This window comes from Polymorphospora sp. NPDC051019 (genome assembly GCF_040683055.1).
Classification (GTDB): Bacteria; Actinomycetota; Actinomycetes; order Mycobacteriales; family Micromonosporaceae; genus Polymorphospora; species Polymorphospora lycopeni.
Window position 1 is genome coordinate 122,445 of sequence record NZ_JBFBCH010000004.1, and the last position, 25,093, is coordinate 147,537.

General features: G+C 64.1%; 20 protein-coding genes and 1 pseudogene. 6 read left to right on the forward strand and 15 right to left on the reverse strand.

All coding sequences use genetic code 11. From position 1 onward, the window contains the following. Positions 1–1,079: 1,079 nt before the first annotated feature. From AB0M79_RS09755 to AB0M79_RS09770, 4 genes are all read right to left on the reverse strand, one after another. A complete protein-coding gene (locus tag AB0M79_RS09755; RefSeq protein WP_364210283.1) occupies positions 1,080–1,991 on the reverse strand; it encodes a hypothetical protein in 912 nt (303 codons plus the stop codon). Between the two features lie 508 nt (positions 1,992–2,499). Continuing rightward, a complete protein-coding gene (locus tag AB0M79_RS09760) occupies positions 2,500–3,324 on the reverse strand; it encodes a DUF4238 domain-containing protein (RefSeq protein WP_364210285.1) in 825 nt (274 codons plus the stop codon). A 164-nt stretch (positions 3,325–3,488) separates the two neighbouring features. Beyond that, complete coding sequence (locus AB0M79_RS09765) at positions 3,489–4,523, reverse strand: CHAT domain-containing protein (protein WP_364210288.1); 1,035 nt, start codon at positions 4,521–4,523, stop codon at positions 3,489–3,491. Between the two features lie 643 nt (positions 4,524–5,166). Continuing rightward, positions 5,167–7,941: a hypothetical protein gene (locus tag AB0M79_RS09770; protein ID WP_364210291.1), complete on the reverse strand. Its 2,775-nt coding sequence runs from the start codon at positions 7,939–7,941 to the stop codon at positions 5,167–5,169. 552 nt (positions 7,942–8,493) lie between these two features. On the opposite strand from AB0M79_RS09770, the gene AB0M79_RS09775 reads away from it, so the two are divergent. The 4 genes and pseudogenes from AB0M79_RS09775 to AB0M79_RS09790 all read left to right on the forward strand — a co-directional run bounded on the left by AB0M79_RS09775 (position 8,494) and on the right by AB0M79_RS09790 (position 13,424). Beyond that, entirely contained in the window at positions 8,494–8,616 is a 123-nt protein-coding gene (locus AB0M79_RS09775; RefSeq protein ID WP_364210294.1) for a hypothetical protein, read from the forward strand. A gap of 1,539 nt (positions 8,617–10,155) precedes the next feature. Then, a complete protein-coding gene (locus AB0M79_RS09780) occupies positions 10,156–11,100 on the forward strand; it encodes a hypothetical protein (protein WP_364210297.1) in 945 nt (314 codons plus the stop codon). 136 nt (positions 11,101–11,236) lie between these two features. Further along, positions 11,237–12,241, forward strand: coding sequence for a hypothetical protein (locus AB0M79_RS09785; protein WP_364210300.1), 1,005 nt, complete (start codon positions 11,237–11,239; stop codon positions 12,239–12,241). Between the two features lie 899 nt (positions 12,242–13,140). Next, positions 13,141–13,424, forward strand: a pseudogene (locus AB0M79_RS09790) (metalloregulator ArsR/SmtB family transcription factor). Between the two features lie 111 nt (positions 13,425–13,535). Here AB0M79_RS09790 and AB0M79_RS09795 read toward each other — a convergent pair. The 5 genes from AB0M79_RS09795 to AB0M79_RS09815 form a co-directional block, all read right to left on the reverse strand. Further along, positions 13,536–13,937 (reverse strand): hypothetical protein, encoded by a 402-nt coding sequence (locus tag AB0M79_RS09795; RefSeq protein WP_364210303.1) that lies wholly within the window; start codon positions 13,935–13,937, stop codon positions 13,536–13,538. 8 nt (positions 13,938–13,945) lie between these two features. Next, positions 13,946–14,923, reverse strand: a complete 978-nt coding sequence (locus AB0M79_RS09800; RefSeq protein ID WP_364210306.1) for a hypothetical protein — start codon at positions 14,921–14,923, stop codon at positions 13,946–13,948. Further along, on the reverse strand, positions 14,887–15,357 hold the full coding sequence (locus AB0M79_RS09805) for a hypothetical protein (RefSeq protein ID WP_364210309.1): 471 nt from the start codon (positions 15,355–15,357) through the stop codon (positions 14,887–14,889). The genes AB0M79_RS09800 and AB0M79_RS09805 overlap by 37 nt, the downstream gene beginning before the upstream one ends. A gap of 1,502 nt (positions 15,358–16,859) precedes the next feature. Beyond that, on the reverse strand, positions 16,860–17,177 hold the full coding sequence (locus tag AB0M79_RS09810) for a helix-turn-helix domain-containing protein (protein WP_364210312.1): 318 nt from the start codon (positions 17,175–17,177) through the stop codon (positions 16,860–16,862). Further along, complete coding sequence (locus tag AB0M79_RS09815) at positions 17,174–17,407, reverse strand: hypothetical protein (protein ID WP_364210315.1); 234 nt, start codon at positions 17,405–17,407, stop codon at positions 17,174–17,176. Before AB0M79_RS09815 ends, AB0M79_RS09810 begins: the two co-directional genes overlap by 4 nt. A 555-nt stretch (positions 17,408–17,962) precedes the next feature. Here AB0M79_RS09815 and AB0M79_RS09820 point away from each other — a divergent pair. After that, positions 17,963–18,775, forward strand: coding sequence for a hypothetical protein (locus AB0M79_RS09820; RefSeq protein WP_364210318.1), 813 nt, complete (start codon positions 17,963–17,965; stop codon positions 18,773–18,775). Positions 18,776–19,029: 254 nt separating this feature from the next. On the opposite strand, the gene AB0M79_RS09825 is transcribed toward AB0M79_RS09820, so the two are convergent. Genes AB0M79_RS09825 through AB0M79_RS09845 form a run of 5 tightly spaced genes read right to left on the reverse strand, consistent with a single transcriptional unit; the run spans position 19,030 to position 22,969 of the window. Continuing rightward, entirely contained in the window at positions 19,030–19,569 is a 540-nt protein-coding gene (locus AB0M79_RS09825) for a DUF5680 domain-containing protein (RefSeq protein WP_364210321.1), read from the reverse strand. Beyond that, positions 19,566–20,483: a hypothetical protein gene (locus tag AB0M79_RS09830; protein ID WP_364210324.1), complete on the reverse strand. Its 918-nt coding sequence runs from the start codon at positions 20,481–20,483 to the stop codon at positions 19,566–19,568. The genes AB0M79_RS09825 and AB0M79_RS09830 overlap by 4 nt, the downstream gene beginning before the upstream one ends. Next, positions 20,476–21,648 carry a hypothetical protein gene (locus AB0M79_RS09835; protein ID WP_364210327.1) on the reverse strand — a complete coding sequence of 391 codons (1,173 nt, stop codon included), beginning with the start codon at positions 21,646–21,648 and terminating at the stop codon, positions 20,476–20,478. The genes AB0M79_RS09830 and AB0M79_RS09835 overlap by 8 nt, the downstream gene beginning before the upstream one ends. Next, on the reverse strand, positions 21,641–22,312 hold the full coding sequence (locus AB0M79_RS09840; protein WP_364210330.1) for a MazG nucleotide pyrophosphohydrolase domain-containing protein: 672 nt from the start codon (positions 22,310–22,312) through the stop codon (positions 21,641–21,643). Before AB0M79_RS09840 ends, AB0M79_RS09835 begins: the two co-directional genes overlap by 8 nt. Before the next feature lie 45 nt (positions 22,313–22,357). Continuing rightward, positions 22,358–22,969 carry an AAA family ATPase gene (locus AB0M79_RS09845; protein ID WP_364210333.1) on the reverse strand — a complete coding sequence of 204 codons (612 nt, stop codon included), beginning with the start codon at positions 22,967–22,969 and terminating at the stop codon, positions 22,358–22,360. A 37-nt stretch (positions 22,970–23,006) separates the two neighbouring features. Between AB0M79_RS09845 and AB0M79_RS09850 the strand changes: the two genes are divergently transcribed. Beyond that, complete coding sequence (locus tag AB0M79_RS09850; protein ID WP_364210336.1) at positions 23,007–24,152, forward strand: hypothetical protein; 1,146 nt, start codon at positions 23,007–23,009, stop codon at positions 24,150–24,152. A gap of 5 nt (positions 24,153–24,157) precedes the next feature. Here AB0M79_RS09850 and AB0M79_RS09855 read toward each other — a convergent pair whose 3' ends face one another. Beyond that, the gene (locus tag AB0M79_RS09855) at positions 24,158–25,093 is read right to left on the reverse strand and encodes a radical SAM protein (protein WP_364210339.1); all 936 of its coding nucleotides are present in this window, start codon (positions 25,091–25,093) and stop codon (positions 24,158–24,160) included.

A 25,093-nucleotide genomic window follows, 5' to 3' on the forward strand; every position in this document is an offset into this window, starting at 1 on the left:
CCCGTGGACTCGACGTCGGGCGCTCTAGCGACATGGTCGGCGGCAGCCTGCACCTGATGTCGGCGTACGGGGCAAGGCGGCCTGAAGCGGCTCGCCCCTGCCATGTCCGGACGTCCGTCCGCGATGCCGGGTGGGGCGCCGGACGCCGACACGCTGGCGGCGACGGTGCTGCTGCTGCGACTGCCGGCCACGGCGATCGGCGACATCGGTGTCGTCGACACCGGGTTGGAGGCGGTTGTCCTGGTCGCCTGTATCGCCGTCGACATCGGGCTACGTGCCGGCGACGAGCAAAACGCCTCTATCGGGCATGCGGGCGCTGGCTCAACAGCCGCGTGCCGCAGGTTCGATTCCTGCCAGGGGCACCAGCTTGAGGCCCTGACCAGCAACAAGCCGGTCAGGGCCTCAATGTTTATCTGTGCAATTTTGAATCGTCCCCCGAACCCCCCGGTAACATCTGCGGGCGATCAGGTTCTGACTGCCCGTGCTGTGGGGTTCGGCGGCTGTTCACCCTCACTCAGCGGTCGCCGGCGGCGATCGTGGCGATCCGGGGGATGCTCCGGCCTGGCCGACCACGCATCCTGTCCCGGCTCACTCCGGACACCCGGTTGGTCGTCACGACCTTCCCCTTCGCCAATCAGCTACTCGGCCCACTGCGCCTCACCGGACGGCATATCTGGAATCTCAACCGCATCGATCATCGACGATCAACTGTGCCGGGAATTCTCCGGCGTCAGGTGCGAACCGTCGAGGTTAGCGAGCCGCCGGACGACGACGCCGGAGAATTCCCGAGATTGCACTACCGATAGCTACGGCCAAGGCAGAGATGAGACCAATGCTCCATGGGAAGTCATCGCCACGGATCCAGAAGAAGCCAGCGGCCAATGCGATGCCTACCAGTCCAACAAGCAGGCCCACCAGGGCATCTTTGAGAAGTTGCACAGGTTCATCCTATTCTGGACGATTGATTGGTCGTCGGCCGCATGTGCGAAACGTGAGAGTCTTGCGATGCGTATTCTCAAGCCATCCTAGATCCGGACTTGTAGAGCCTAGCTAACTGCGGGGCGCCGGTCAAGTGGCGATTAGCAGTTGACTACGTTGATTTGCATGGCCGGATACACGGGCACTGGAAGTCGGACCTCCAAGCACCTATTGGTGTTCCACGCCTCGTTTACCTTCAGCGTCATCTCGGCGGCGCGGCCACCGAAATACCCGGTACATGCGGCCTTCGCGGCAATCAATATGGGCGAAGAAGTTGGAATAAGTCCGCACAGCGTAGCAATTGCGGCAGCGGCCCCAGCCGAAACGGGGAGCAGATCCTTCACGATCTTCACCTCTGACCGGTTGTATTTGACGCATACGGCGGGCCGCCAGCCTCCGACCAGGCAGGTAGAAACCGAGGGGTCCGCCACAATCGGATATACGGATCCGACGTGGTCGATGTGCTGGATGAGAACGTCGCCTTGGATTTCGTAGCCCGTGGGCACGGCTGCGCCGTTTGCATCTTTCGCCCACGCAGGAAGGATGACAGCCTGCAACTCGCCGGCGCCCTGCACTGCGACCGATCCGTCCTCCTGCATCGTCAGCGTGGTCGACGGGAATCGGTACCGGAACTCCGTCGGCGCATTCGCGTCCTTTAGTACAGACATGTAGCGGACACCTGAATGCAAATTCTGGACCACCGTCTCGGCAGAACCTCGGGTATCCGTAACGACGAGGAGACCCGCCTGATCTTGAACCTTCTGACCTGTTTCCTGTGGTTGCACCGCCAGTCCGTGAATCAGAGCGGAGCCGTCGTCATTGATCTGCGCCGGCCCATCCGCTGCAGTGTCCGCCAGGAGTCCGTGACGGTCAAGCTCCTGGATCGAAATTTCTGCGTTATCCGTCTGCGCTGGCCCGGCGGCGACAGCGTTGGGAGATAAGGCGCCAGCCCCGACCGCAAGGAGGAGCGCGAGCGCTGTTGTCGCCGCGCTAGTGATTCTCCGTTTGGTCATTCTTATAGCCTCCAACATGTGGTTGTGCGGTCCCGTGCACTTATTGCACGGGCACATCAATGAGATGTGTGTGGATATGTCTATCAGAAGGCTTCTTGCATTGATGACCCGTGACACATGACGGACAGATTTGAGTCAGAGGTAGAGGTCGATAGGGCTACTCGGCGTCAGTACTCGGCCGCCGGCGCGCACAGCATGTACCGCCGGGCCAGGACAAATGGGCATGACTGTGCGGATTGCCAGGTGTACGCACTGTGACTTAGTGAGATGGGTCACCAGGTGGCGAGTTAACAATAATTAGAAGTCTGTCGAATTGAAATGGTACTCTTCCGACTGAGAGAAGTGGACAAATGGGCAAAGTCGGGTGTGCGTGAGTGCCCTTCCCGCTGCGAAGGTCTCGCACGAGGCGGTGATCGTGTTGGTTGCTCTCGACGAGGCGCGACATGACAATAACTCGGCCGCAAGCTTTGTCTGCACGGCGGGGCGCTTGCCTAGCCTCCGTCTTTCGCTAACTGTTGATCACGGCGGTGGCCAGGGCAGTTGATCTGTCCGGTGGGCCGACGGGACGTGCGGGCATGCTGGTAAGCCGGCGCGGTGACCGGCGTCCTCCAGTGCTGCGCTCGTCGTGGTCGGGGGTGAGGGTCAGGTGACTGGCTGGGGTAGCGCGGTCAGCCGGGTGAATGCGTTGTACGAGCAGGGATACCGGCTCGTCTGAGGTCAGGAGGGCCCGTCGCTTGAACCGAATTACGCTCCATTGGGCTTCGTGCAAGTAGGCCGTCATGGGGTCGATGAGCGATGTCAACAGCTGCAAGTGTTCGTGGGTAGACGGGATGAGGTCCGGACCTTCCGGTTTTGTCAAATCAAGCCACTCCCAGTCAAGCTCACTGTCGGCAACGACTCGAGACTCCGCCTTCTGGATCACTTGGCGCAGCGCTTCCTTGCCCGACACGCCTACGATTAACCTGATCATCGTCGCGTTATGCGCATTCTGGTTGTAGCGGATGCCCTCGGTGCGGAGGTGTTGGAGAGCCATCCAGGCTGCCATTGCATGTCGATTTTGTCCTGTGAGGGGCCAAATGCCGGTGCTGATGTCTCGGAACGCGGCTGCCGCCGAGGTTTCCAGTTCGGCAAACGCGCGTTCGAACGCGTCGGACTTGGTGCCATCAGGAAGGGTGATGGTGTAAAAGTCCTTGTTGACGGTGGCATCCGCAGTAGCGAGTGTCGCCTCGTGCGTGCCGGGCAGAGTGGTTCGTCGAATCTGTCGAGCGTCGTTTGCGAAGCTCCTAAGGTAGAAGTGCGACACGACGTGCTGCCGGCGGACACGATTGGCCACGTCAACCCCCGTTCATGTGGATACATCCATTATGTCGACGCCCTAGTGTGCATGCAGCTTGCTGCCGGCTCGTTGCCTGCCTCCGGGGGCACTAATCTTGTTCTCCTTGCCTCATCGGGCGCGGGCGGTTCGACGAAGTGCAAACCGCCCCGGCTCTGGCGGTGTCATGCGGGCGGGGCGGTCACCAGGAGGACGTCCTCCGGGCGCAGACCCGGCTGTGTGAGCACCTCCGGAGTGTTCCCTTCGCCGGTCAGAAACTCGCTCGCGGCCTGACCTTGAGCGAGCGCCGAGGCGAGAGATTGGCCGCTCGCGATAGCGGCGTAGAACTTGATCGCGAACGCCTTCGCGGCGGCGTCGCTGATCTCATCAACCATCGCCACGACCACCGGCACGGCGTCCAGCAGTGTTTCCGCGCCTTCATACGAGTCGCATGCGTTGAGCACGAGCAGCGTCGGCGGGTGATCCGTACCCTTCAACAGCCGTCCCAATAGTGCGAATCCGACGTCCACGCCGTCAGGGTTGTCCGTGTCAGTGCCCTCGAAGAACAGCCCTGCGGCCGACCCGTGCCCCGAGAAGTGCATGACGTGCGGCCGCTGGTCGTTGAGGGAGTTGAACAGGTCGTCGAACGTTGCCGCAGGCCAGTGCTCAATCGTCACCTGGTCCCGGTGGATGGCCCGCTTGACCGCTTCCCTGACCTCGCGTACCTCCCGGTCGACCCGTAGCCGATCCTCGCCATCGGGGCTCGCGGTGAGGTACGCGACCCTCAGCGGTTCTTCCTTTGGCTGCGCGGGCTCCGAAGACCGCGGGCGAGATGCCGCCGCCACCTGACGAGCGTGCGCCAGTTCGCGACGCCGCCGACGCTGGTCGTCGCGGTCGCGCGCCTTCGTCGCGGTGGTCTCGGCCTGGGTGAGCGCCTTCGAGGTCGTCGCGATCTTCTTCGCCACGGCAGCCAACTTCCTGCCGTAGTCGGCAGCCTTGTCGTCGTGCTTCACGGCATCCTGTTCGGCCCGGTTGGCCTCTTTGAACAACCGCTGGATCGACGACGCGACCTTCGTCCGCTGCGCCTGGCCAGCCTTAGTAGCAACCTTCTCCCGAAGCCTGGCGGCGGCGGTGCGTTCCGCGCCCTGCTTCTTCGACAGGTCCGCTTCTTCCTTCTTCAGCTTCGCCAACTGATCCCTCAGGTAGTCAGGCGTCGGCACGCTGCCCTCCTCGTTACGGCGATCCGATATCCCCCACGGATAGCTCATTGAAGCGCCCACGCAGGCGAACGCGCGTACAACACGCCGACACATGTAGGGCAGCAGTGACGCCTCGCCCACAAGATCTTGTGGGCGAGGCTGCCGAGTCGGATCCGCTGCCCATGAGATCCGCATCCGCCTCGGCGGAGGCGGCCAACAGTTGGATCCGCGAACGCCGCCCCGAACCGCGCGTGCTGATCTGCCGCGATCGGAGCCCGTACATCGAGTTAACGGCGGATGCCCCGGCCGTTCGGCCGGGGCGCCCCTGATCGTCTACTCGAATGTGAAACTTGCTTCCACGATTGGTGATTGATCTGTCGCGTTGCGCCTTTGCAGTTCGGTGACGTGCCCCCGGCTAGAGACAAACCTGCACGCCTTGATCGCGAGGCGGCCGAGGTTGAGCTGGGAAGATGCGAGAGTTGACCAGGCATTTTCGCTGCCGGAGCGGTTGCAGATTGGTGGTTCGATCCCGGCTTCGCGCGCTGGCGATCGGCCTGTCCTCTGGCCTCGCGTCGTGGCCTCGTGGCGTCGGCACTACACACTCGTCTCGAACCGTCGTTCGTCCAGACCCGATGCAGGGGCTACTGCGAGACAGCGGCCGGTTTCAGTCGAGAAGCCCGTGGTGGTCCTTGATCCAGCCGACTCCGGCAAGGTCCTGGACGAGCCACCGGTAGGCCAGACTGGTTGCCGGGCACATGTGGCCGAGCGGCAGGTTCACATTCTGGAGCGGGCTCTGGCCGAACGTCGTGCGAATGGCGTGTCGACGTTCCTGGCTGAACGTCCAGAACTCATCACCCTCATCGGGTACGAGTCGCAGGTCGACTGACGGCTCGTCCGATCGTTGGGCATCGAGGTCGGGATCCAGGCTGACGATCATCTCGATCATGTAAGCGTTCTCGTCGTTGACCGGTCTGCGGACGAGTCCTTCGACGCGCACGGGCAGCATGCTGTAGAGCCCCAAGGCGTCACCGAAGGCCGGGAAGGAGGTTTCGGCGAGTTGCCGGTAGCCGACCAGGGCTTCTCGCACGATGTCCGTCGCCAGGGTCAAGGTCAGCTCCGGTGAGTACGTCTGCCAGATCCACCTGCCTATCCCTGGTTGATCGCCGTCTGGCCAGGGCGGCGGGAGCGTGTCGCCAGCCTCCATGTCTAGTTGGGCGGCGAGCCACCGGATGTCGTCCGAGTCGACGGTGCCGCCTGTGCCCTGCCACGTCGACCGCACAGACCCGTTCACCCGTTCCATCCACACGGTGATGGTGTCACGCAGTTCGGCGAGGTCGATGGTGTGGCGCCGTCGTGCGGCGCCGTAGTTGTAGACGAACTCGGCGAGTAGGTACAGCCGTTCACGTGCCAGCCAGGACGTGCGGGGAATGGGCAGTGTCCGTCTCCTGATCACGGTCCGGAGCTGTTCTCGCAGAGCCTTCTGGGCGCGCAGCCAGCGACCAAGGCCGGAGGTAGGAAAGCGAATTCCGTCGATGCGGTGCCATCGGCCGAGGCTCGGCCATATTTCGGGAAGCTTGATAATGTCCGGCGGCGGCAACTGGTCGCGTGAGCGGGCGAGCGTCAGATGGCCGTTCTGCAACCATGTGCCCCACTGGACGAGGCGACCGTCGCGGTGTCGGGCTAGTGACTCGGCCAGGGGGCCGAGTCCGGTCAGCAGGGCTTGTTCCGCGCCACGCAGCCACTGGCCTGCGCGGATGGCAAGGTCGGGCTCGGCGGTGAGTTCGCCGGTGGGGTCGCGGCGGCTGATGAGCGCCGCGATGGCCTCATCGGAGGGACCATCGTGGGTGCGGTCCACGTTGTCGTCGGCGATCTCGTCGAGGACCCAGAACGCTGCCGCCGGATTGACCATAGCGAGGCCGGCGACAAGGCGTTCTTGATCCTGGTCGAGGGCGGTGGACACGGCGAACGCAAGCGCGTACCGCCACTGCGGGAACGCACTGCCCGCGGCGATCGTCTCCACATCTGCCAGGCCCATACGGAGCGCTTCGGACCCGAAGAACTGCTCGAACACCGGCAACGCGAACGTCAACTCCGTGCTGTCGCCGACGACGAGGCCGGTCGCGGTGAGGCGACGCACGACCGGCAACGGCCCGAACGAGGCCGCAGCAACCGGCTGCGACTGTCCAAGGATCCGAACGGCCAATCGAGCCAGGTCCTGCCACGTTCCATCAGCGACCTCGTCGCTCTGCGAGTCGATGACCATCGTCGCGAGATCAGCCAGGAGCTGCGCTCGGGACACTTTAACGTCGCGGCCAGCGTGCACGCGAGCCGCCAGGCCAAGAGCAGTCAGCGGACTGGTGAGCAGGTCAGATGTCTCGGTGTTCCACAGACGCCAGGGGATCTCATCGCCGAGAGCCAGCTTCGCCAGCTCAGCGCCACGCTGGGCCGGCCACGGCTCAATTAGAATCCTCTCCTCGTCAGGTACGGGGATCCCCGGCCGCGCAGTCGCCAACACACTGACACCAGGCCACGTGTGGACGAGCTGGCGAGCTTCGGCAAGGAGACGGGCGGCTTCCCGTAACGGGACACTGTCCAGGTCATCGATGACTACCTGGCAGCGGCCGGAGGGGTCACCGCCAAGCTCGCTGGCGATCGCCGATTCCAAGCCGGCGGTGATATGCCGAGCGGGAAGAAACAGCGGAATCTCGGTGTCCGGGTCGTTGGCTGCCTCCTGGACTGCCTGCCCCCACCAGCGCAGCGCTTGTTCCGACTTGCCGGCTCCAAGCCGGCCAACCAGAACGCGGAGCTGCCCCGCTCGCACCTCAACGAGCGGGTCCTCGCGACCCGCCATCCACGCGAGAACCGCCGGGCGACGCTCCGCCTGTATGAGCGGTGTCAGCCGGGCCACTCGCATAGCGTGGCCTCGCCGAATGGCCAGTTGCCATGTCTCGATCCGGCTGCGCATCCGCGGGTTGAACGGCACGACCGCGCTGATCTTCTCGACGGCGGCGCCGAGGTCGAAGGGTGCGACCGCCTCGCGGGTCTCGTCGTCGCTGATCTGCCAGCTACGGTGCGCGTGTTCGCAGTTGGCCAACTGGTCCCGCTTCCAAGCCCGCAGCATCTCGGCGGGGTAATCGTCCGGCACTTGATCGATCTCCCACGCGTGGGGAAAGCACAGCAGGAGGAGGTTGTCGACATCGCGGTTGTCCGCTTCGCTCATGGCCGGGTTCCAGCGAGGGCCGCCTTCGCTGCGCGCGTGGATATGGGCCACGTGGCTGTTGAGAACGTGTTGACCGGTGTCCGTGTTCACCGCGTACAGTTCGGCACGGCACCCAGGCTTCGCGCATGCAAACGCGGTGCCGTAGAGCTGCCGCACGGTGCCAGGCGTGGGCACACGGTGCTCGATCGGCTTGTCCGATGCGGCGGAACGCTTGGCCACAGCGCCCATTCTCCCGGTCCACGGGCCTGCCCCGTCCCCGGGGCACGCAGCACGTCGGCGCTCGATGCTGCCCCCATTGCATTGGGCCGAACAGTGGCGCCCTACCGTTTCGGGCACTCGGCCGAGGGTCGGGTCTCGGATAGTGCTGTCCGGCCCGTATGGCGCGATGGCCGGTGCTTGATCGTACAAGTCGACGCCACCGCCCCATCACAGTGTGGCCCACCCGGGATCGACGTCATGGGCGAAAGCGAGGAGTCCGTCGACGTAGCAGAGCGTGAGGGTGGCGCCTGCCATTTGCTGACCGGAACTGTCGAGTGGAGGTCGAGTAATTTGGCGGAGGCTTCACGATCGTGCCGAACTGTTGCGGCTGCGTAAATTTGGCACGTCCAACTTTTCCAATGTTGGCTTGGTTTCTACCTCGAAGTCAAGTGGGCTATCCCATCGATTCGTTGGTCGGCATTCTAGGGCGGTTATCTCCCATTCTGGCGGCACTTCCGTCAGGACGATCGGTGAGTGACTTACAATAGCCACCTGTGCATGCTCCGCCGTTAGTTGGAGTCGTTCGAGTGCGGCAACCTGTGCGGCGGCATGATAGCCGTCGAGAAACTCGTCGAGAAGGAGAAAGGTTGGTTCAACCCGTGCGTGGTGCCGTGCGTGGAGGCCGGCCAACTCTAGGAGGATCATGGACTCGAGCCCTAAGCTAATTCCGCCGTGACCAGAGAATCTTTCGGTTCGCCCGTGGACGTCCAGAGTCCAATGTACTTGCCCGTTCGTGCACAGAACCTCTTTCACTAGGTTACTGTGGGAGGGAAGGAGTCCGAGGGTGGACATCATTGCCGATATGCTGAGATCGAACATTTGGGCCATTGCTGCAATGCTTTCGATGCTACCCCGACGTGGATTCTGAAGGAGTATCGTTTTGTAGGGGCGCGCGACGTAGGGCACAGGCTGGCCGTCCAGAACGTGTGTGACGACGCCCGCCCTACCCTTCGTGACGACATCGTGCGTCATGGGGTCGAACCAGCGCACCCCCATGTCAACCTCTCGATCTCGTGACAGGTCCGCTACGTGATCCGGGTAAGCGACGCTGGCAATGAGGCGTGTTAAAACGGACTTTCCGCTTGCGTTTGGGTCGGTGAATATGTTGCGCATTCCTAGTTCAAATGTTCGACCTTCCAGTGAGGCGACTGGAGAAGAGTTAATCGATATTGACTCTACAAGCCCTACGTGATTCAGTGCACCGCCGTTTACCTCTGCCGCCTTTCGCGCCTCATGGAGCCGTTTCCATGCTCTGAGCTGAACAGCTGAGAGAATTCGCCCGTCGTCGGAGTCGATAAACTTGCCATGGGTAGCGCAGCACCAGATTCCATTCTCGGGTTCACTGCTTTCGGCCTCCGACAGCCCCCCTGTTCCGCGCGGACCATTCGGCGATGCTGCGTAGATGTGTGCAGCGACACCTGTATGTACTGCGTGCCTCAGCCCTGTCCCCGGCCCGACGGTCAAGCGCCCGCAGTTCAGAACGGAGCACTGATACCCTGCTCTTTCCGCAATTAGCCTCCGAGTGGCTGCAGTGAACTCAGCTCGAGTGCCCACTCTCGCCCTCCCACGACTCGACCAGTCATCTCGAACTAAATATAAGGTCGAAAGGTAGATCACCGCACGTCCTCATTAGCCGCAATCCGCTCTCACGGACCTGCGGCAGGCGACGGACTCGTCGACTACGACGAGGGGCGCAAGTTGGTGCCTCCGGTGGAGAGTCGAACTGCGTCCTGGAGCGCGCATCCGTACGGCACTTGACCTGCCTGTAGGTGATCGAGGTGCAGGGCGATCTGCAGAGCAGGGCACCAACCTGCGCCGCCATTCCGTCCCCCGGCCCCACCATGGATCGGAATAGTCCCCCTGTTTACCCCCGAAAACCCCCGGTAAAACGTGACTGCTGGCGACAACTGATGATCGGTTACAGGCTGTGTTCATGCAGGTCAACGCTGCTTTTTGACGATCAACGACATGTTCGGCAGGGGCGGGCGTACACGATTGATCATCCCCTCGCCAGTACGGCGCATTCGATCCAACTCGAACCTGGAGTCGATCCAGCAGCGCTCCGTCCCGGGGGTGCCTTCCGGCTCGTCCCGGCGCCGACGACGGTGTGACGACAGCGAGGATCGTCGACTGGACCCCCGGGGAGCATCCAGTTCGGCTGATAGATTACGGATTGTGGCTGACGGAGATCAGGCCGAGCGGAACGCGCATGCCGCGCTGGCCGCGTTCGTGCCGCGGGCCCGCCGGGTCGAGGCGCACTCCCTCGCGGAGGACCGCGACGCCCTGCTGCGGCTGGCTAGCATGACCTTCTCGGCCGTGCTCGACCGGGTGACGGGCGTGACGACCATTATCCAACAGTTGCCGCCGGAGGAGGTGGTCGAGTCGGCAGCGGCCCGGGTGCGGCCGCTGATCCTCAATGAGGATCCGACCTTCCACACGAAGGTCACCGGCGCGCTTGGCTACCTCCTGCGCGGGGCGTCCGCGTCGCAGGATGTCATGGACGACCTGAAGGGCCTGCGGGCGGACTGGGCCAAGATCAAGCCCAAGGGGCAGGACGTGCGGGGCTACTCGCTGGAGCGATCGGCTGCGGGGTCAGGCGTGTCCGAACGGCTTGCCGACAACGTCCTCGGGTTCGCCTGGATCTACGGCGACGTGATCCACAACGACACCGAGCGGCTCGCGCCGACCCGCTCGTTCGGCGTCGTGGAGCGATTCCGGGCCGCGGTGCCGCTGATCGCGCAGATCATGATGCTGACCATCGCGACCCTGAACTTTACTCGTATCCAACACCACAACGGCCTTCTGCCCATCGACGAAAGTCTCCTCGAAGCGCCGGTCGTGGTCGCCGAGACGACGTTCCGCATGCAGGCGCAGGTCTTCGTGGCCGAGCTGCCGGCAGACGGCCAGACGCTGGAACCGCCGGCCCTCGGGCAGGAACTCGGCCCGGAGTGGATGCCGATCCACCAGGTCGTGGGACCACCGGTCGCGATGGCCGCGGACGTCGTCGCCTGTGCGCCCAATGGCGACGCCGCTAGCGACAGTGCCGGTGCCGATCTGCGTGCTGAGGAGGCGGCAACGGAGGCTGCTGCGATGGATCGCGGACCGGTGCCACCGCGCTGAACCCGTACGCTGCTGTCTTCATCGCGGCCTCCATGCGTCCGGCCGTTGCCGGCGATCGAGTACTGCGGCATCTGTCGCGCAACGACACATCTATTCGGCTTGGCATATGCGGCGGGTTCCCGGCACGATGTCGTGCGTGGTTGCCGCTGAAGTGCTGTTCGCCGTGTCCGACCTGGTGATCGTCCCGGAATCACTCGGCGCCGTCTTCGACGTGACACGTCCGGATGACGCATTCACGGTGACAGTCCAGCTGCCTTCGACCCCCAACTCGTTTCGCCCCCGGCAACACCAGGGACTCTGGTGGTCCTTCCTCGCACCGAGTGACGCCAGCAACCCCGAATGGGTCAAGATCTCTTACGTTCGCGTCGTACTCGTGTTTCCACGCCGTATCCAACCCGACGAAATCGATCCGACCCAGCTCGCCGCGTTCGATGCGGCAGTGGCGATGAGCGATACCGCGATCGAGGTCGGCGGTGAGCGCCTGGCCGGGTTCCTGGAGAGCGTCCGCGTCGATCGGCAGTTCTGGCTAGGACTGTCGTTGGAGCGCCCGCCGATCGTGGACGGCCCGCACCTGTTCGACGATGCCGATGGCCGACACGACCGGCTCCCTGTCGCCTCGAGGGGGACGACGGTCATGTACGGCCACGGCGAGGCAGACCGGGTCACTCCGCAGGCATTCGCGCGGGCGGCCGCAGCAGTCGTCGCAGGGACGCTGCCGTCGATCGAGGATCGTCTGCTGGCGGACGCTCGGGCGGTCCTGCGCCGGGGACCCCGAGCACTGCTGCCACAGGCGCTGGTCCTGGCCGCGATGTCCACCGAGATCCGCATCAAGAGCACCTTGGAGCAGCACGCGACGGACGCGCAACGCGATCTCGTCCAGATTATGCTGACAAGCCCACGAGACTACTCGCTGGCCGCCTGCAGTCTGTTCGACCGGCCGCTGAAGGCCGTCACCGGACGATCCCTGCGGCAAGACGACCCCAAACTGTGGAAAGCCGCCGACGCCCTGTTCCAGGACCGGAACAAGGTCGCTCACCGCGGCGCGACGCACGACGAGGCGAGCATCCGCGGCCATATCGCGACAGCCGTCCGCCTCAAGGATTACCTCGCCGATCTGGCAACTTCGCGCGCAGCGCAGTAAGGCTCCCGGGTGATTGGCCGCAGCCCGGCCGGACCTCACTGCACGCACATGTCGGGTCTGTCAATTACGAACGGCCCTGTCTCACATTCGGCGATACCGAGGCGGTTCCATGGAACCGTGATATGCCAATTCCTCCACCGACATTGCCGCCGTCCCGTAGATCCGCCCGGCCTCCTCGTCCAAGGTCGAGGAGGCGCAGGTAACCAGGAACCGACGAGACCAGCGACCTCATTAACGCACCGCGGTTGGCAACCAGACCGTTTCCTGCGGACACGCGTTGCCGGCAACATTTCGTCAAGATGCTGTAGACGTCCAAAACAGCGCCGCTTTCGCTCCTCCCAACCAGCGCCATCCCGCCTTCACCGACTCGCTCCTCGGAGTCCTGACTGGCGGCACCGAGGAGCAGACAGAAGGGACTCGGGTCGTCATCGGCCTGGCCGCTGCTGCGTACCCAAGCGCGAGGCCATCTGCCACGCGGACTGCTGGTGTCGCGACCAGGGAAGCTGATCTAGGGAAGTCGCAGGTCGGCAGCCACGCTGATCATGTACCTATGGTTCAACTCGGGCCCGACACTAACCCCTGCCTACGGTAGGCCACTCGCAATAGGGTAGGCGCGTGTTGTTCTTGTACCGATGGTGCCCGACGGGGGCGGTGGGACCCTGGCAACATGCTGTCGGCGTCCCCCCTTTACCCCCCGAAAACACCTGCCTGGGGTTGACAATCAGTGATAAGAGGCGATCACTGCTTGATCGCGTCTGTGCAGCCAGCGCCAGTTTTCGATAGTCAATGACAAGGTTGAGGTCGCTACTTTCGGTAAAGAAGGTCATCGGTTCAAGTTTCGCCCACGCTTGTTCGGGCGGAGGCATCCGCGCGAATGCTACGGCCTCCTTGGCATTCTCATGAGCCTATCTCGATCCAGGCAGTTGGCAGGCACACCTGACCCGATCCGGCTGCAGCTGATGTAGATGATCGCGTCCGCGCCGGGCGGGGAGATCTGCGACTGCGACCTGACGTCCGCGTTCACGATCTCCGAGACGATGGTCTCGCATCACCTGAAGTGTCGCGCGCGGCCGGCCTCGTTGACGCCGAACGCCGGGCGAGTTGGGTCTACTACCGCGCCCGGCCAGCGTTGATGGGCCAGCTGGCGATGCTGCTGGCCGTGAGCGAAACCGTCGCGACCTGATCAATTCCCCGCAGGTAGTACTTCGACTCGCAGCCGCGCGGCCAGGCCGGGAGCCGCGGCCAACTATTAGCTGCTCAACGTGACTGCGGGTGAAGTAGGGCGGGGATTGCTCTACGAGCGGTAGCGTTTGTCAGGGTTTTCCACCGTGAACCACCGCGTCACGCTCTCTGCCGGGTCGTACCTGTAGTGGCGGTCTTTGTACTGCTTGAGGGCGGCCCGCCACTGGCTGAGGATGAGGACCGCGTCGCTGTTCTGCGGGAGGGTCTCTTCGTCGAGCATGTCGACGAAGGCATGGCTGGGATCCTTCTCGATCACCTTGCTGAGTTCACCGAGGAGCCGGTTAAGCGTCTTGATCTTGAATGTGTTGACGACGCCGTCCTGCTTCTTCTTGGACAGCTCGGTCATCTCGCGGTGGGCGGCTTCCAGCATCGGGACGAGCCGGTCGTAGGTGGCGACCTGTTCCTCGGTCGGCGACGGTGAGGAGGTGTCGTTCGTGTCGGTGCGGCGGGGCATGCGGTCTCCTATTTCGGAAGCAGGCGGGTGAACTCGACGTACTTCTTGCGCAGGGCCTCGATGGGCCGGCGCCCGGAGTCGAGCAGGGCGACCATGAGGTCGAGGTCAGAGTCGTCCAGGCACAGGACGGCTCGGCGTTTGGATGAATGCAGGTCGATGATGTTGCGCTGGACGCTGGCCTTGGGCGGGTGGCGCGCGACGAGGATGCCGAGGCGGCCCATGTCCTCGTCGTCGAGGTAGCGGTGGAGCTGGTTGACGTGTTCGGTGTCGAGTTCGGCGACGTTCTTAAGTTCGAAGACGAGCTGACGGGCGCCGTAGAGGTCGCGTAGGTCGGTCAAGAACGGTGTTTTGCCGTCGTTGTGGAAGATGACGTCGCGAATGTGGGCGCCGCTGATGGTGCGCTCCTGCTGGCCGGCGAGGTCGAGTTCGGGGTAGAGCGCGGAGGACAGGACGTCGAAGGCGCGGTCTTCGAACTTCTTGTCCGCCCCGTCGGTCCGGCCGGTCGGCAGTGCCTTGATCTCCTTGACCTTCTTGGCGATGGTCGTGAGGCGCAGCGGGGTGAACAGCGGGTCGGGGGCGCACACGTCGGCGGCGGCCTCCCGCTCGGCGACGTAGCTGCGGACGGTGTCGAAGTGGGCCCGGTTGTAGGCGAGCACGTCCTGCTTGGCGACGGCCCGGCCCGAGCGTCCCGGAGGCAGCACGAGCGGCGCGTAGGCGGTCCGGTAGTAGTCGCTGTAGTTGATCCACGGCAGCCGGCGCAGCAGATTCAGAGGCGCGAGCAGGATGGGCGAGCCGTCGGAGGGGTTGTACGGAAGGTGCACGTCGAACGGCCGCCAGTCGAGCGCGGCCGGATCCCACCCGACGAGTCGGCGGCGGCTGGTCGGGATGCCCCACTGCTGGCAGTGACGCTCGGTGAACTCGGCCAGCCAGCGTTTGATGACCGAGGCGGTCAGGTCGCTGATGCGGTCCTCGGCGATACCCGGCACGAGTAGCGCGAGGATCTCCAGGTGGTCCAGCCCTCGGCCCGCAGCTGCGGGACCTGCTGGAACGTGCGGATGATGCCGTCGATGGTGCCCGGTCCCAGGGCCGAGCCGCGCTTGGTCCCGGCGGCGTAGCCCAGGCCGAGCTCGACCGGCTCACTGACCTCCGACAGGAGCACGGCCGCCCGGGTGGCCTGCCCGCCGACGGCGTGCCGGCGGACCTCTTCGACAAAGCCGAGCAGGTCGGCGTGAAGCCGTCGGTACTGGGGATCCTCGGACTTCCAGAGCAGGAACGGATCGAGGTAAAGCGGCAGGTCCTCGCGCAGGTGAGGGACGACGAAGTCCACCTCATCCTGCCGGATGACCAGCCCAAAGACGTCGCTGAGCCGCGGGTTGACAATGCCTGCGGCGGGATCAGCCTCGTTGTTACCCGTTGCCACGCCGCCCCGCCCTTCGTCGCTTTCCGCGAAGCCACGTTAACGGAGCGGTCCGACAGTTTTCGGCGACCCCACCCCACGCGGGCGCGGGCGCATCCGGCTCCCGCCTTGAGCCAGCGCCTACACGCTGGCCATCGGCAACGGACGCCCTCCGACATGGGCAGCTGCGCAACAGTCCGCAAATGCCGGCCATTGCCGTCATCGTCTTCCTGGAGCTGGTCATCATCGCCCATTTAGTGCTCTCCCTTGCCAGCTCCCCGCATTGACCACCACGGCGGCAAGCGGCAAGGCCGCATCGAGTAGGGCTCCCTAGGAGCTGGACGGCGTCGTGCGACGGATGATGCCGGGCGGGGATGCAGACGTCGCGGTGACGGCCAACGGCCCCCGTTTACCCCCCGAAAACCCGTGCCAAGAGGCGACAATGAGTGACGACTGTTGACAGATTGACGGCTACGTCCAAGCAGGTCAGCGGAAATTTGCAACAACCACTGACAGGTCAACGATGGTTACTGTCGGTAAGAGGGGGTCAGGGGTTGACAACGAATGACAAGGCGCGATGAAGTTCGAGAGTAGGAGGTCGTGGATTCAAGTCCCCTGGTTCGCGGCGAGCAGCTTCCCCGAACGCCGACGTGTCGTGAGGGAGACTTTGTCGAACTCCGAACGTACACGATGGACGCGCTCTCCACGCAGAAAGGACATCGATCCACGCCGACACGCGGAGCGGCGCTCTGATAGGATATTCCCCGTGCAGTCCCGAGCTGTCAGATCGGTACGGACGGCGTCGGAGCGCTGGAACTGGTTGTGCACCGCGTCGGCGGAGGTGTTGAGGTAGGTGGCCGCGTCACGGTCACTCGGCCGGGTGGCAGGGGCGGCTTCGCGGTGATGTCGATGGCCCGGGTGAGGTCGTCGTCGGGTCCGGCGCGGTCGGCCCGGAAACGCAGTGCCAGGTCGAGATTGGACAGGGGGTCTGCCCGGTCGGGATTCGCGTGACGGTGTGCTCGCCGGCCTGGCTGAGGACATCGATCGGGTCGTCAGAAGCGGTCTTCACAGCGGGTCAGAACGTCGCAGTCGGAATCGGCGGGTCACCGTCCCGCGCACCATCGCGTTCGTCTGCGGAGAGTCGCCTCCGGCGTACAACCGGCGGGCCTCGGCGATAGTCCGGGTGACGGTCCCTGTTGGGCCTTCGGGCACGATGGCACGAGCCGTGGTGCCGAAGGTCGGGCTTCAGAGCGCGAACGTGTCCTGCTGCCACGGTTGGAGCGATGAAGTCTTGGCGCTGGTGTGGACGCTTACCGCAATTGGCCCGCTCGCGACTCTTCGTACCCGGGTGTTGCGCGGCGTTTGAGATGAGGATGAAGGCGGCGTTGGAGGTGAGCATGAACGGCGTGGGCTGGTGTTTACACTGTCGCGGTGATGCTCACGGTGCCGGTGACGCTGGCCGATGTGTGCTGTTCGGGTTGTGGGCAGACTCGTCCCCCGCTCTGGCCGCGTTGATCAGAACGGAGTCAGTAGTCGTCCGCGAACGCGCCGATCAGTGTCCATGCCTCGGCGTGTCGGGCGTTGCGGCGGCGCCAAGCGGCCACTGCCGCGCCCAGCGCGGCTAACGCGTCGCCGAGTTCGGTGAGCTGCGCTGGCAGGTCGGCCAGGACCTCGCGGTCCAGCAACGCGGCGCACTGCTCGGCTTGGTGTCGCAGCCAGGCCAGGTGGCGGCCCCGGGCGGCGCGTAGCCAACGACGCACGGTGGCCGGCGGCCGGTCAAGGTCAGCGGCGATCCGCCGCCACCCGTGCCCGTGGGCCTTGGCCACAAGGGCGGTGCCGATCACCTGCGTGGCGTCGGCACGGCGAGCAGGGCACCGGGCAACAGCACCTGGGTGGCGCGGCAGCTGGTACAGCGGGCCCGGCGTGGTCGGACCAGGGTGGTGGATCCGTCGTGCTGGCGGACCCGGCGGCTGGCCGCGTAGGCCCAGGGGCGCAGCCGGCCGCCGCACCCAGGGCGAGGGCAGGGCAGCCGCCCGTCGGCCAAGTCGGCGTCGACCAGGCCAGGCTCGACCACGATGATCACGTTGCGGGACTCCCACCACGAGTAGGCAGCCTTGCCTACCACATCTGGGCCGGCGAAGGGGGCAACTCGTGTTGGCCACCATCGCCACTGTCCGTCTGCAAGGGATAGTCGAGGTGCTCCGCCGACCTCGTCACCGTGAGCAGCATCCGGACCAGACCGAACCATGGGCACCGCTCGTCGCACCTACTCGACCGGCCCGTTCGGCGGCGGGCCTCGTGCTCACCGCGGACGACGCCGCATGCTCACCTGCAGCGCCGTCCAACACCCGGGCATACTGCGGAGACGCTCTCCATCACGTCTTTGGTGGAGGGCAGGTCTGATTACTCCGGTTTGGTTCGGGCCAGACTACGTTAGGTCGTAGGCCCGTTACGCTGGGCATTGTCATCCGGTTCGCGCATCTTGGATCAGTTCACTATCAGTCGTACTGATGGTGGGATTCCCTTGCCATCGTGGCTGTAATCATCGAGTAGGTGGCGTTGGGATACTGTCATTCGCGGCTGCCTTCGAACTACAAGATTGCAGGGAGTGACCCTAATGGCCCCAAAAGTGGCAATCACTGACGAAACATGGAAGCAGCGGTACTCGACCGCCGTTTATCTTGTAGTAGGCCTCGTGGGCTTAGTGGCGGGAATAGTGTCGCTCGGTGGAAGCCAGCCGCAACCGTTGAGTGCGCTGCTGTTGGGCTTCGGTAGTAGCCTTCTCGCGGGCGCAGTGACTTTTTTGGTTCTCCGAGCCTTTTTGCTTGACAGGGACCTGACGAGCGACCGTAGGCTTGCCCGCATCGAACATCTCGTAGAAAACCGCCGTCGCACATTGCTCGTGGCGCGCCAGGATATTGGGCTCACTGAAATTGGCGGACGCGTAGCCCTGTCCCGGCGAATTGATGCTGTTGGATACGCGCTCGACAGATTTCTTGACGACGTCGAAGATGACCTAATCAAGACTCTTCGCGGCGGAGCCGACGTCCGCATACTGCTGGTCGCGCAGGATGGACCCGCGGGGGCTTTGGTTCAGACTTACTCGGAGAATCCGGCCTTTCTCGAGCGGACTGAGCGTGCGCTCGCGGTATTGGATCGAATTCATAAATTAGTGCCAAATGGAAAGCTGCGGGTTCGATGGCTGGACTGGGTTCCCAGCTGTGCAATTTATCTTGTAGACTGTTCGGACGGGCCGGTTCTGCAGGTGGAAATATATCCGCCAGCATACAATACCTCGCCTGGAAGTCGACCCGTCTTGATATTCAGAGATGGTGATCAAAAAGATTGGTACAACTTCTTCGTCGACCAATTTGAGCGGCTCTGGGCGACTGGTCGCGACGCTTCTAGGTTCGCCGCCATCACTGACATGGGGACGACCTGATCCGCAGCAGCTGAGTCGCTTATTTACGGCAACTGTTTCGCCTGGAAGCAGTAGCTCGCAGATCGGCATCGTCGAAGCTTCACCTGAACCGAAGAAATGCACCAGCGACTCGAGGGACAGTTTGCCTACGCAAACCTTTCATTGGCAACCAACCCGCCGCGCGACCCCGAGTCAAGTCACCCAGCACATGCAGCCGGCGGGCCAAGAAAGCCGGTTTGCCGCTGGCAGATAATAGCGTTGATGACGCGACGTGGTCACAGGGTGGTCGCGATATCGACCCACTGGAGGTAGCTGGCGTGGTCGCCCGTGGTCCCGCCGACGGTGATGCGTTCATAGAGCGGCGGGCCGTCTGCGAAGTACATGCGTTCCAGGGAGGTGAATCCGCCGAAGTCTCCGGTGATTTCGTGCCGGTACAGCCATGGGGAGTCCTCTTCCTGATATTCGCGAGGACCCCGGACCGGGAGGGCATCAGCGGGTCGCGCGCCGAGTGCGCGGCCGAGAAAGTCGTACGCGGCGGCGACATCTATCGCCGGGTCGCTCAGTCCGCCGCGGTAGCTGGCGCCCCACACGAGCCGGCCGCGGTACAGGACGACCTCGAAACCCACGTCGGTGCGGGCGCCACCGAAGAGGTCGACGAAGACGAAGTCCCCGATCTGCGCCGTGGACTCGAAGAACCCCGGGAGGTTTGGCGACAGGGCGTCGCCCACGTTGGCCGGCCATGCGAGCGGCGCCGCTTGGCGGACGAACGACTCGATCTCCGACAGCTCCGGCGTATCCCACTCTTCTTCAATCATCGGGCTTCCACTCCTTCGAATACCTGTCGTGACGCCGTCATCAGCAATGAGATGTGCTCGGGAGTGCTGGCGCCGACGACGACGGCCGCGGCTCGGTCCCGATGCAGTGCGTATTGAAGTGCGGGCGTGGGTTTGATGGAGCCGCCCGCGAGCACGTGCATCGCGACGACCGGCAGCCCGAGCCGCCGCAGGCTGTCGATGACCACATCGCGATCCGGCGGCATTGCCACGCCGATTTCGTTCAGGGGCGCCATGACCGCCGCGAATCCATCCGCGATCCGGAGCAGGTCGCGGCTCTCGGCAAGACCTGCGAGGTACGTGGTCAGCACGGGAATGCTCGCCGAGCTACGGCATTCCGCCAGGATGGGTTGGAGGGCCGCACGCGCCTCGTCGATCGCGCCGAGTGCGATGAGCGCGTCCAGGTAGTCACCGCCGATGGTGGTCATCGCGGGCTGGTACTTGTGAATGCGGTCCCTGACTCGCTTTGTCGCGGGGCTGTCTACAGCGAACACGGTGCGCGATCGGTACGGGGTATTTCGGGCGAAGCTTGCGACGAACTCGCCCATCAACTGGTCGGTTTGCGGGAATTCCGGTGCTCTTGCCTTCAGGAGTTCGTGCAGCGTCGCCATAGATCGACCGAAGTGAGCTTTCCTTCCGTCGGCTTGGAACGCCACATCGGTATGGTGCAGCACCCACGGCGCACGGGCGCGCCGGGCTGCCTCGAGAACGCGCTCGTCACCGGCACTGATGCCGATGTCGGCCCAGTCCAGGGCGTAGCGGATTCGCCTGGAGATCTCCGTGATCGTCAGGGTGCTCCCGTATCGGCGCAGGAATCCGTTGTCGCCGAGAATTATGGCGGGAACCTTGCCGCCCCCGGCCATCTCGCTTCGGGGCACCCGGATGATTTCAGCCATCGCTTGGCTCCACGACGCCCAACTCCTTCTCCAACGCCTCGACCGGACGGATGGCGCGCTCGAAGCTGCTAGAGGAGACACGATCGCCGTACGGGGGATGAAGGGCTAGGGCCTCCTCGTAACCCTGGCGTGCCTGGGTCAGTAAGCGCCTCGCGTCGTCGTCGGCGCCGCGCGCGTGCGCTTCCGTTGCGGCGAAGAACTGGGCGTCGCCACGGAGCCCGGCGGCTGAATGCAGGAGCAGGTGGTGTTCCTCTTCCGGGCTGACCTCGACCGTGTCCTGATAGGCGGCCGAACTGCGCCGGCTGACGCTGCTCGCCAGCCCGTGTTCTCCGGCGGCTGCGAGCGCCATGCCGATCGACTCGAGAGCGATCGCGGTGAGATATGCGGTGAACGACGACCTGTCCGGGCCGGCGAGTTCACGAGCGCGAAGGTAGTGGGACGCCGCTACCAGGTAGTCGCCGACGCTGTAGTAGAAGTGGTCGCCCAGCGCGTCTTGGAAGCGCGCCAGGTCCTCCCTCGACTCGTTGGCGACGAGGTAGTCGTGCGCGGCCGGCAGGTAGTCGTCGCGCGAGCCGAACGGATAGCTCGAGAAGTGCGCGTCGTCGGCTCTTGCGCGGGCCTCTTCGGCGGGTATTCCGCCCGCCCGCAAAATGGCTGCCAGCGCCTCCTGTGAGGTCTCGACCACCGGGAAGCGGGCGAGATCTCGCTCGTCGAGCGGCCGGTCCCGCACCCGTTCGGCGATGGCTGACGCTCCGCCGAGCAGGATCACAGGGGCGGAAGTTAGGTAGGCCATCGCGAGTTCTGCCAGGGTGCCCGCGCCGCCTCCGATAGCGATCGAGCCGCGGACCGAGCGGAAGATGGCGTCCGAGAACTGCACCCAGCCTAGCCCGGTGTCGACGACTGCGGTGAATAGCGACGGATCGCTGAGCCGCTTCTCACGCGGCAGGATCGCCACAACCTGGCCGCCGGCCGCTCGTACGGCACGCGCGGCCTCGCCCATCACGCCGTCGTCACCGGCCACTACGCAGGTGAGGCCGCGTTCGGCGATCGCGTGCCCGGCCTCGGCGGCCAGTTTGAGATCGGCGGCGGTCGCGATGTCGGCGGAGGCTCCCAGGATCGCCACCTGGGTGGCGATGTCCCGGGCCGATCGGGCTGATTCAGGCATGACGAACCTCCCGCATGCTGGTGGAGTGCCGGAATGGGGAAAAGGCGCTGATCGAGGCAGCAAGGGTCTCCGGCGTCGTTTTCGGACCACTGATATAGGCGTACGCCAGAGTTTTGGCATCGGGCATGGTCCAGACTGTCGTGAAACGCCCGTCGGCAGTGGTGTAGGTCGTCGGTTCTGGTCCGGCGGCGCCCTCGAAGGGAGCGAGTCCGGTCGCGATCGTCTGAGCGATTAGGTTGGCGGACACGTCGCTCGCTGTTGTCTGAATCGAGCCGCTGCCCACTACCGCATAACAGCTGTCGATACGCTCGGACTCCTCGGCCCTCTTCCGTTCGTTCCAGAGCAGAGGCGCCAACTCCGGCCCAGGATCGGCTGCATCACCGAACACGTATGGGTGTCGGTCGGTCATCTTGCGGGCCGCGTGGTGGTCAGCGGCATCGAGAGAGACTCCGTGTTCCTCCTCGAGAGTCGCAGCGAGGGAAAGTACGTTGAACAGCACGTCCGCAAACTCGTCCACGATCTGCCAGTCGGCGCCGCTCTCGATGGCTTCTCGCAGTTCGCCAATCTCATTGATGAGTGCGGCGATCAGGTCGTTCGATCGGCGGCTGGCGTTGAAGGCGCACCCACGGCGCAGGTCCTTCACCACGGCCTCGGTTCGATGCATCCTCAGTCCTCCTGGCTGCGCACTTGTCGTAGATCCCGGTCATGGTCAGCAGGGCGGCTGTGGATCGTGGCGAATCCATTGCGTGACTGCTTCGAGGATCTCGTCGGCGAGTTCGCCGACTGGCGTTTCGCCGCTTCGCAGAACCACGTCGGGGCGAGCCCGTAACTCCGCGTCCTGTCGATGTTCATCGGCCAACCATTGCAACTGGGCCTCAATTACGGCGGCTGGCTTCAGGCGCTCGGATTTGTCCCGGGCCCTCTTGCGTTCCGCCAGCACATCGAAGCTTGTGTCAAGGTAATACCTCAGGTCGAAGCAGTCGGCGATCTCGGCGATCCGAAAAATGGTCATCCCTTCAACGATGATCAGTGGTGCCGGTTGGAGTGTCAGAGTTCCCACCCGTGCGAAGCTCGCGAAGTCCACCGCGGGAACCGCTGCTGGGGAGCCCTTCTTCAGGTGCCGCAAATTCGTTACGAAAAGATCGATATCCAGCCACTTTGGGTCGCAGAAATTCGCATCGGGTGGACAGTCGGCCGAATTGATGAAGTACCAGTCCTGTTGTAGGATGACGCTATCGGTCAACCGTCTATGAATCTCGTTTGCCAGCGTCGACTTACCGCTCCCTGAGGGGCCAGAGAGCCCCAGGACCATGGATATCATCAGGTCAGCCCCGGATGAGACAGGGAAGGTGGTCTGGATGACAGATGCCGAGCGCCCGCCCTCGGCCGCAGCGATGCGAGCGATTCATAAGACGATGACCGACTTGGGGTTCTCGGGCCCAGCCATTTCGATCTACATACGGCTGCTCGTGCAAGGCAGTCGGACCTCCCGGCAGTTGCGTGAGGCCGCGGGCATTGGCGACGCGCAGTTGTTTGATGCAACTCAGGAGTTGAAAGCAGCGGGGCTGGCAAGCGGTTACCGCAACGGTGAGCGGACGGCATGGCACTGCGCGGATCCGGCGGTGGCTTGGCTGAGCCTGGCGGCCGACGTTACTTGGTCGGCGGTGGCCTCGATGTCGCCGATCGACCAACTGCCCAAAACGGGGATCGCGAACGTCGATCAGTATAGCGCGCTCTACCGCGCGGCAGCGCGACCGGCGATCCGCCTGTGGATGGGGCAGGGTCGGCCACCGAAGGAGTCCCGCGTCGCGCCCAATGTGAGCACGCTGGCCCAGCTTGCGGTGGAGACCGTCCTGCTGGCCAGGACGCGGATCCGTGGCATCAGCGCCTCCCCGAAGATCACCAACGCGGCGCGTTTCTGGCCGGCTCTCATGGCCCAGATAAAGGCTGGCGTCGCCTATGTGCGGCTGACCGACCTGACCGAGGTCTACGAGCACGGTCTCGACTTGGTCAAAAGGGACATCAGCCTGGGTGTCGACCTCCGGATCGGGCCGCTGGAGGATCTGACTGCGACACGCGGTTATCTCGCCGACCGGCGTGTGCTGGTACGGTACGATACCGCGCCGGTCGGTGAGCCACCCCGCAGCGGATACATGACCAGCGACAAGCACGCCATCGAAAGGTTCATCCGTAGGTTCGAGCGACTCGCGTCCTCCGCCGTCAAGGCGCAGGTGGCGGTCGCTCACCTGGAAAGCCTTGTGCCCACTTTCGACTCCGCTGCGGCATCGCTGAGTGATGATGCACAGGGCTGGCTCAAGGAACTCGTCCGTGTCGGCAGATATGCCAACCTGCCGATCCTGCGGCGCTGGACTTCGGAGCACCAGGCCCTGGTGGAACGGGAACTGCGCAATGCCGGACTCGTAGTTCGCACGGACGCCGGTTTCCTGCTGCCTCGCTGGCCGGATCCCCACGCGATGACCGAGGATTTGCAACACTCCACGTGACCGTCTCATGCCGGCTGCTCCCGCGGTCCCTTGTCCTTGAGCGGTGCGTCGGACCGGACCTCTGGAGGAGCAGTCTTCACCGCAGCCCGGGCCACGCCGGCCTCGTGATACAGAACCTCGTCTAGCCGCAGTCCGAGCCCGTACTTCGTTCGAAGACTCTCCACCATGACGGTCAGCGCGGTGCGATGGTCGTCTCGTCGCGCGGCGACGTAAGACTGCTGAACCTCAGGCGGCTCGTTCGCCAGTCTCGGCTCCAGACGCGACCGGATGTATGCCTTCAAGTTGATGTGCTCGACGTAGATATCGCGGACGCCTGCCTCGGCGATCTCTCGGAACAAGCTGTCCAGGAGCTCTGGCTGCCACCGGAAATGCGGCAGGAGCGGACCGACGAACGCGTATGTCGGCAGACCGGCGTCGGACAGTTGCCGTAGCGCCCGCAGTCGGGCTGTAGCTTTGGGCGCACGGACCTCAAGCCATCTGCTGATCTCGTCATCGGTGGTGGTGACGGTCATGCCGACCGAAGGGCGCGGTAGTCGGGAGATGACGTCGATGTCCCGCGTGACCAGAGGCGACTTTGTCAGTATTCCCACCGTCCCTGGCCATCGTGCGTCCGCTAGGACCTCGAGGATTCCCCGGGTGATCCGATATTTGGATTCCACTCCCTGATAGGGGTCGGTCACAGAGGACAGCAGGAGCGTGGCGTCCCCTTTGGCGGAGAGTTTGGATTCCACCTCTTGCCTCGCCAGTTCGACCGCGTTGGTCTTGACGTAGACGTACTCGCCCCAAGCCTCAACCGGCTCTCCCACGTACTTCCCCATGAAGCTCGCATAGCAGTAGGAGCATCCGAAAGCGCAGCCAGTATAGGGATTCAGGACAAAATCGGCATCGGGCAGCTTGCTTGCGACCATGATGCTCTTGGCTTCCGTCTCGATGACTCTCAT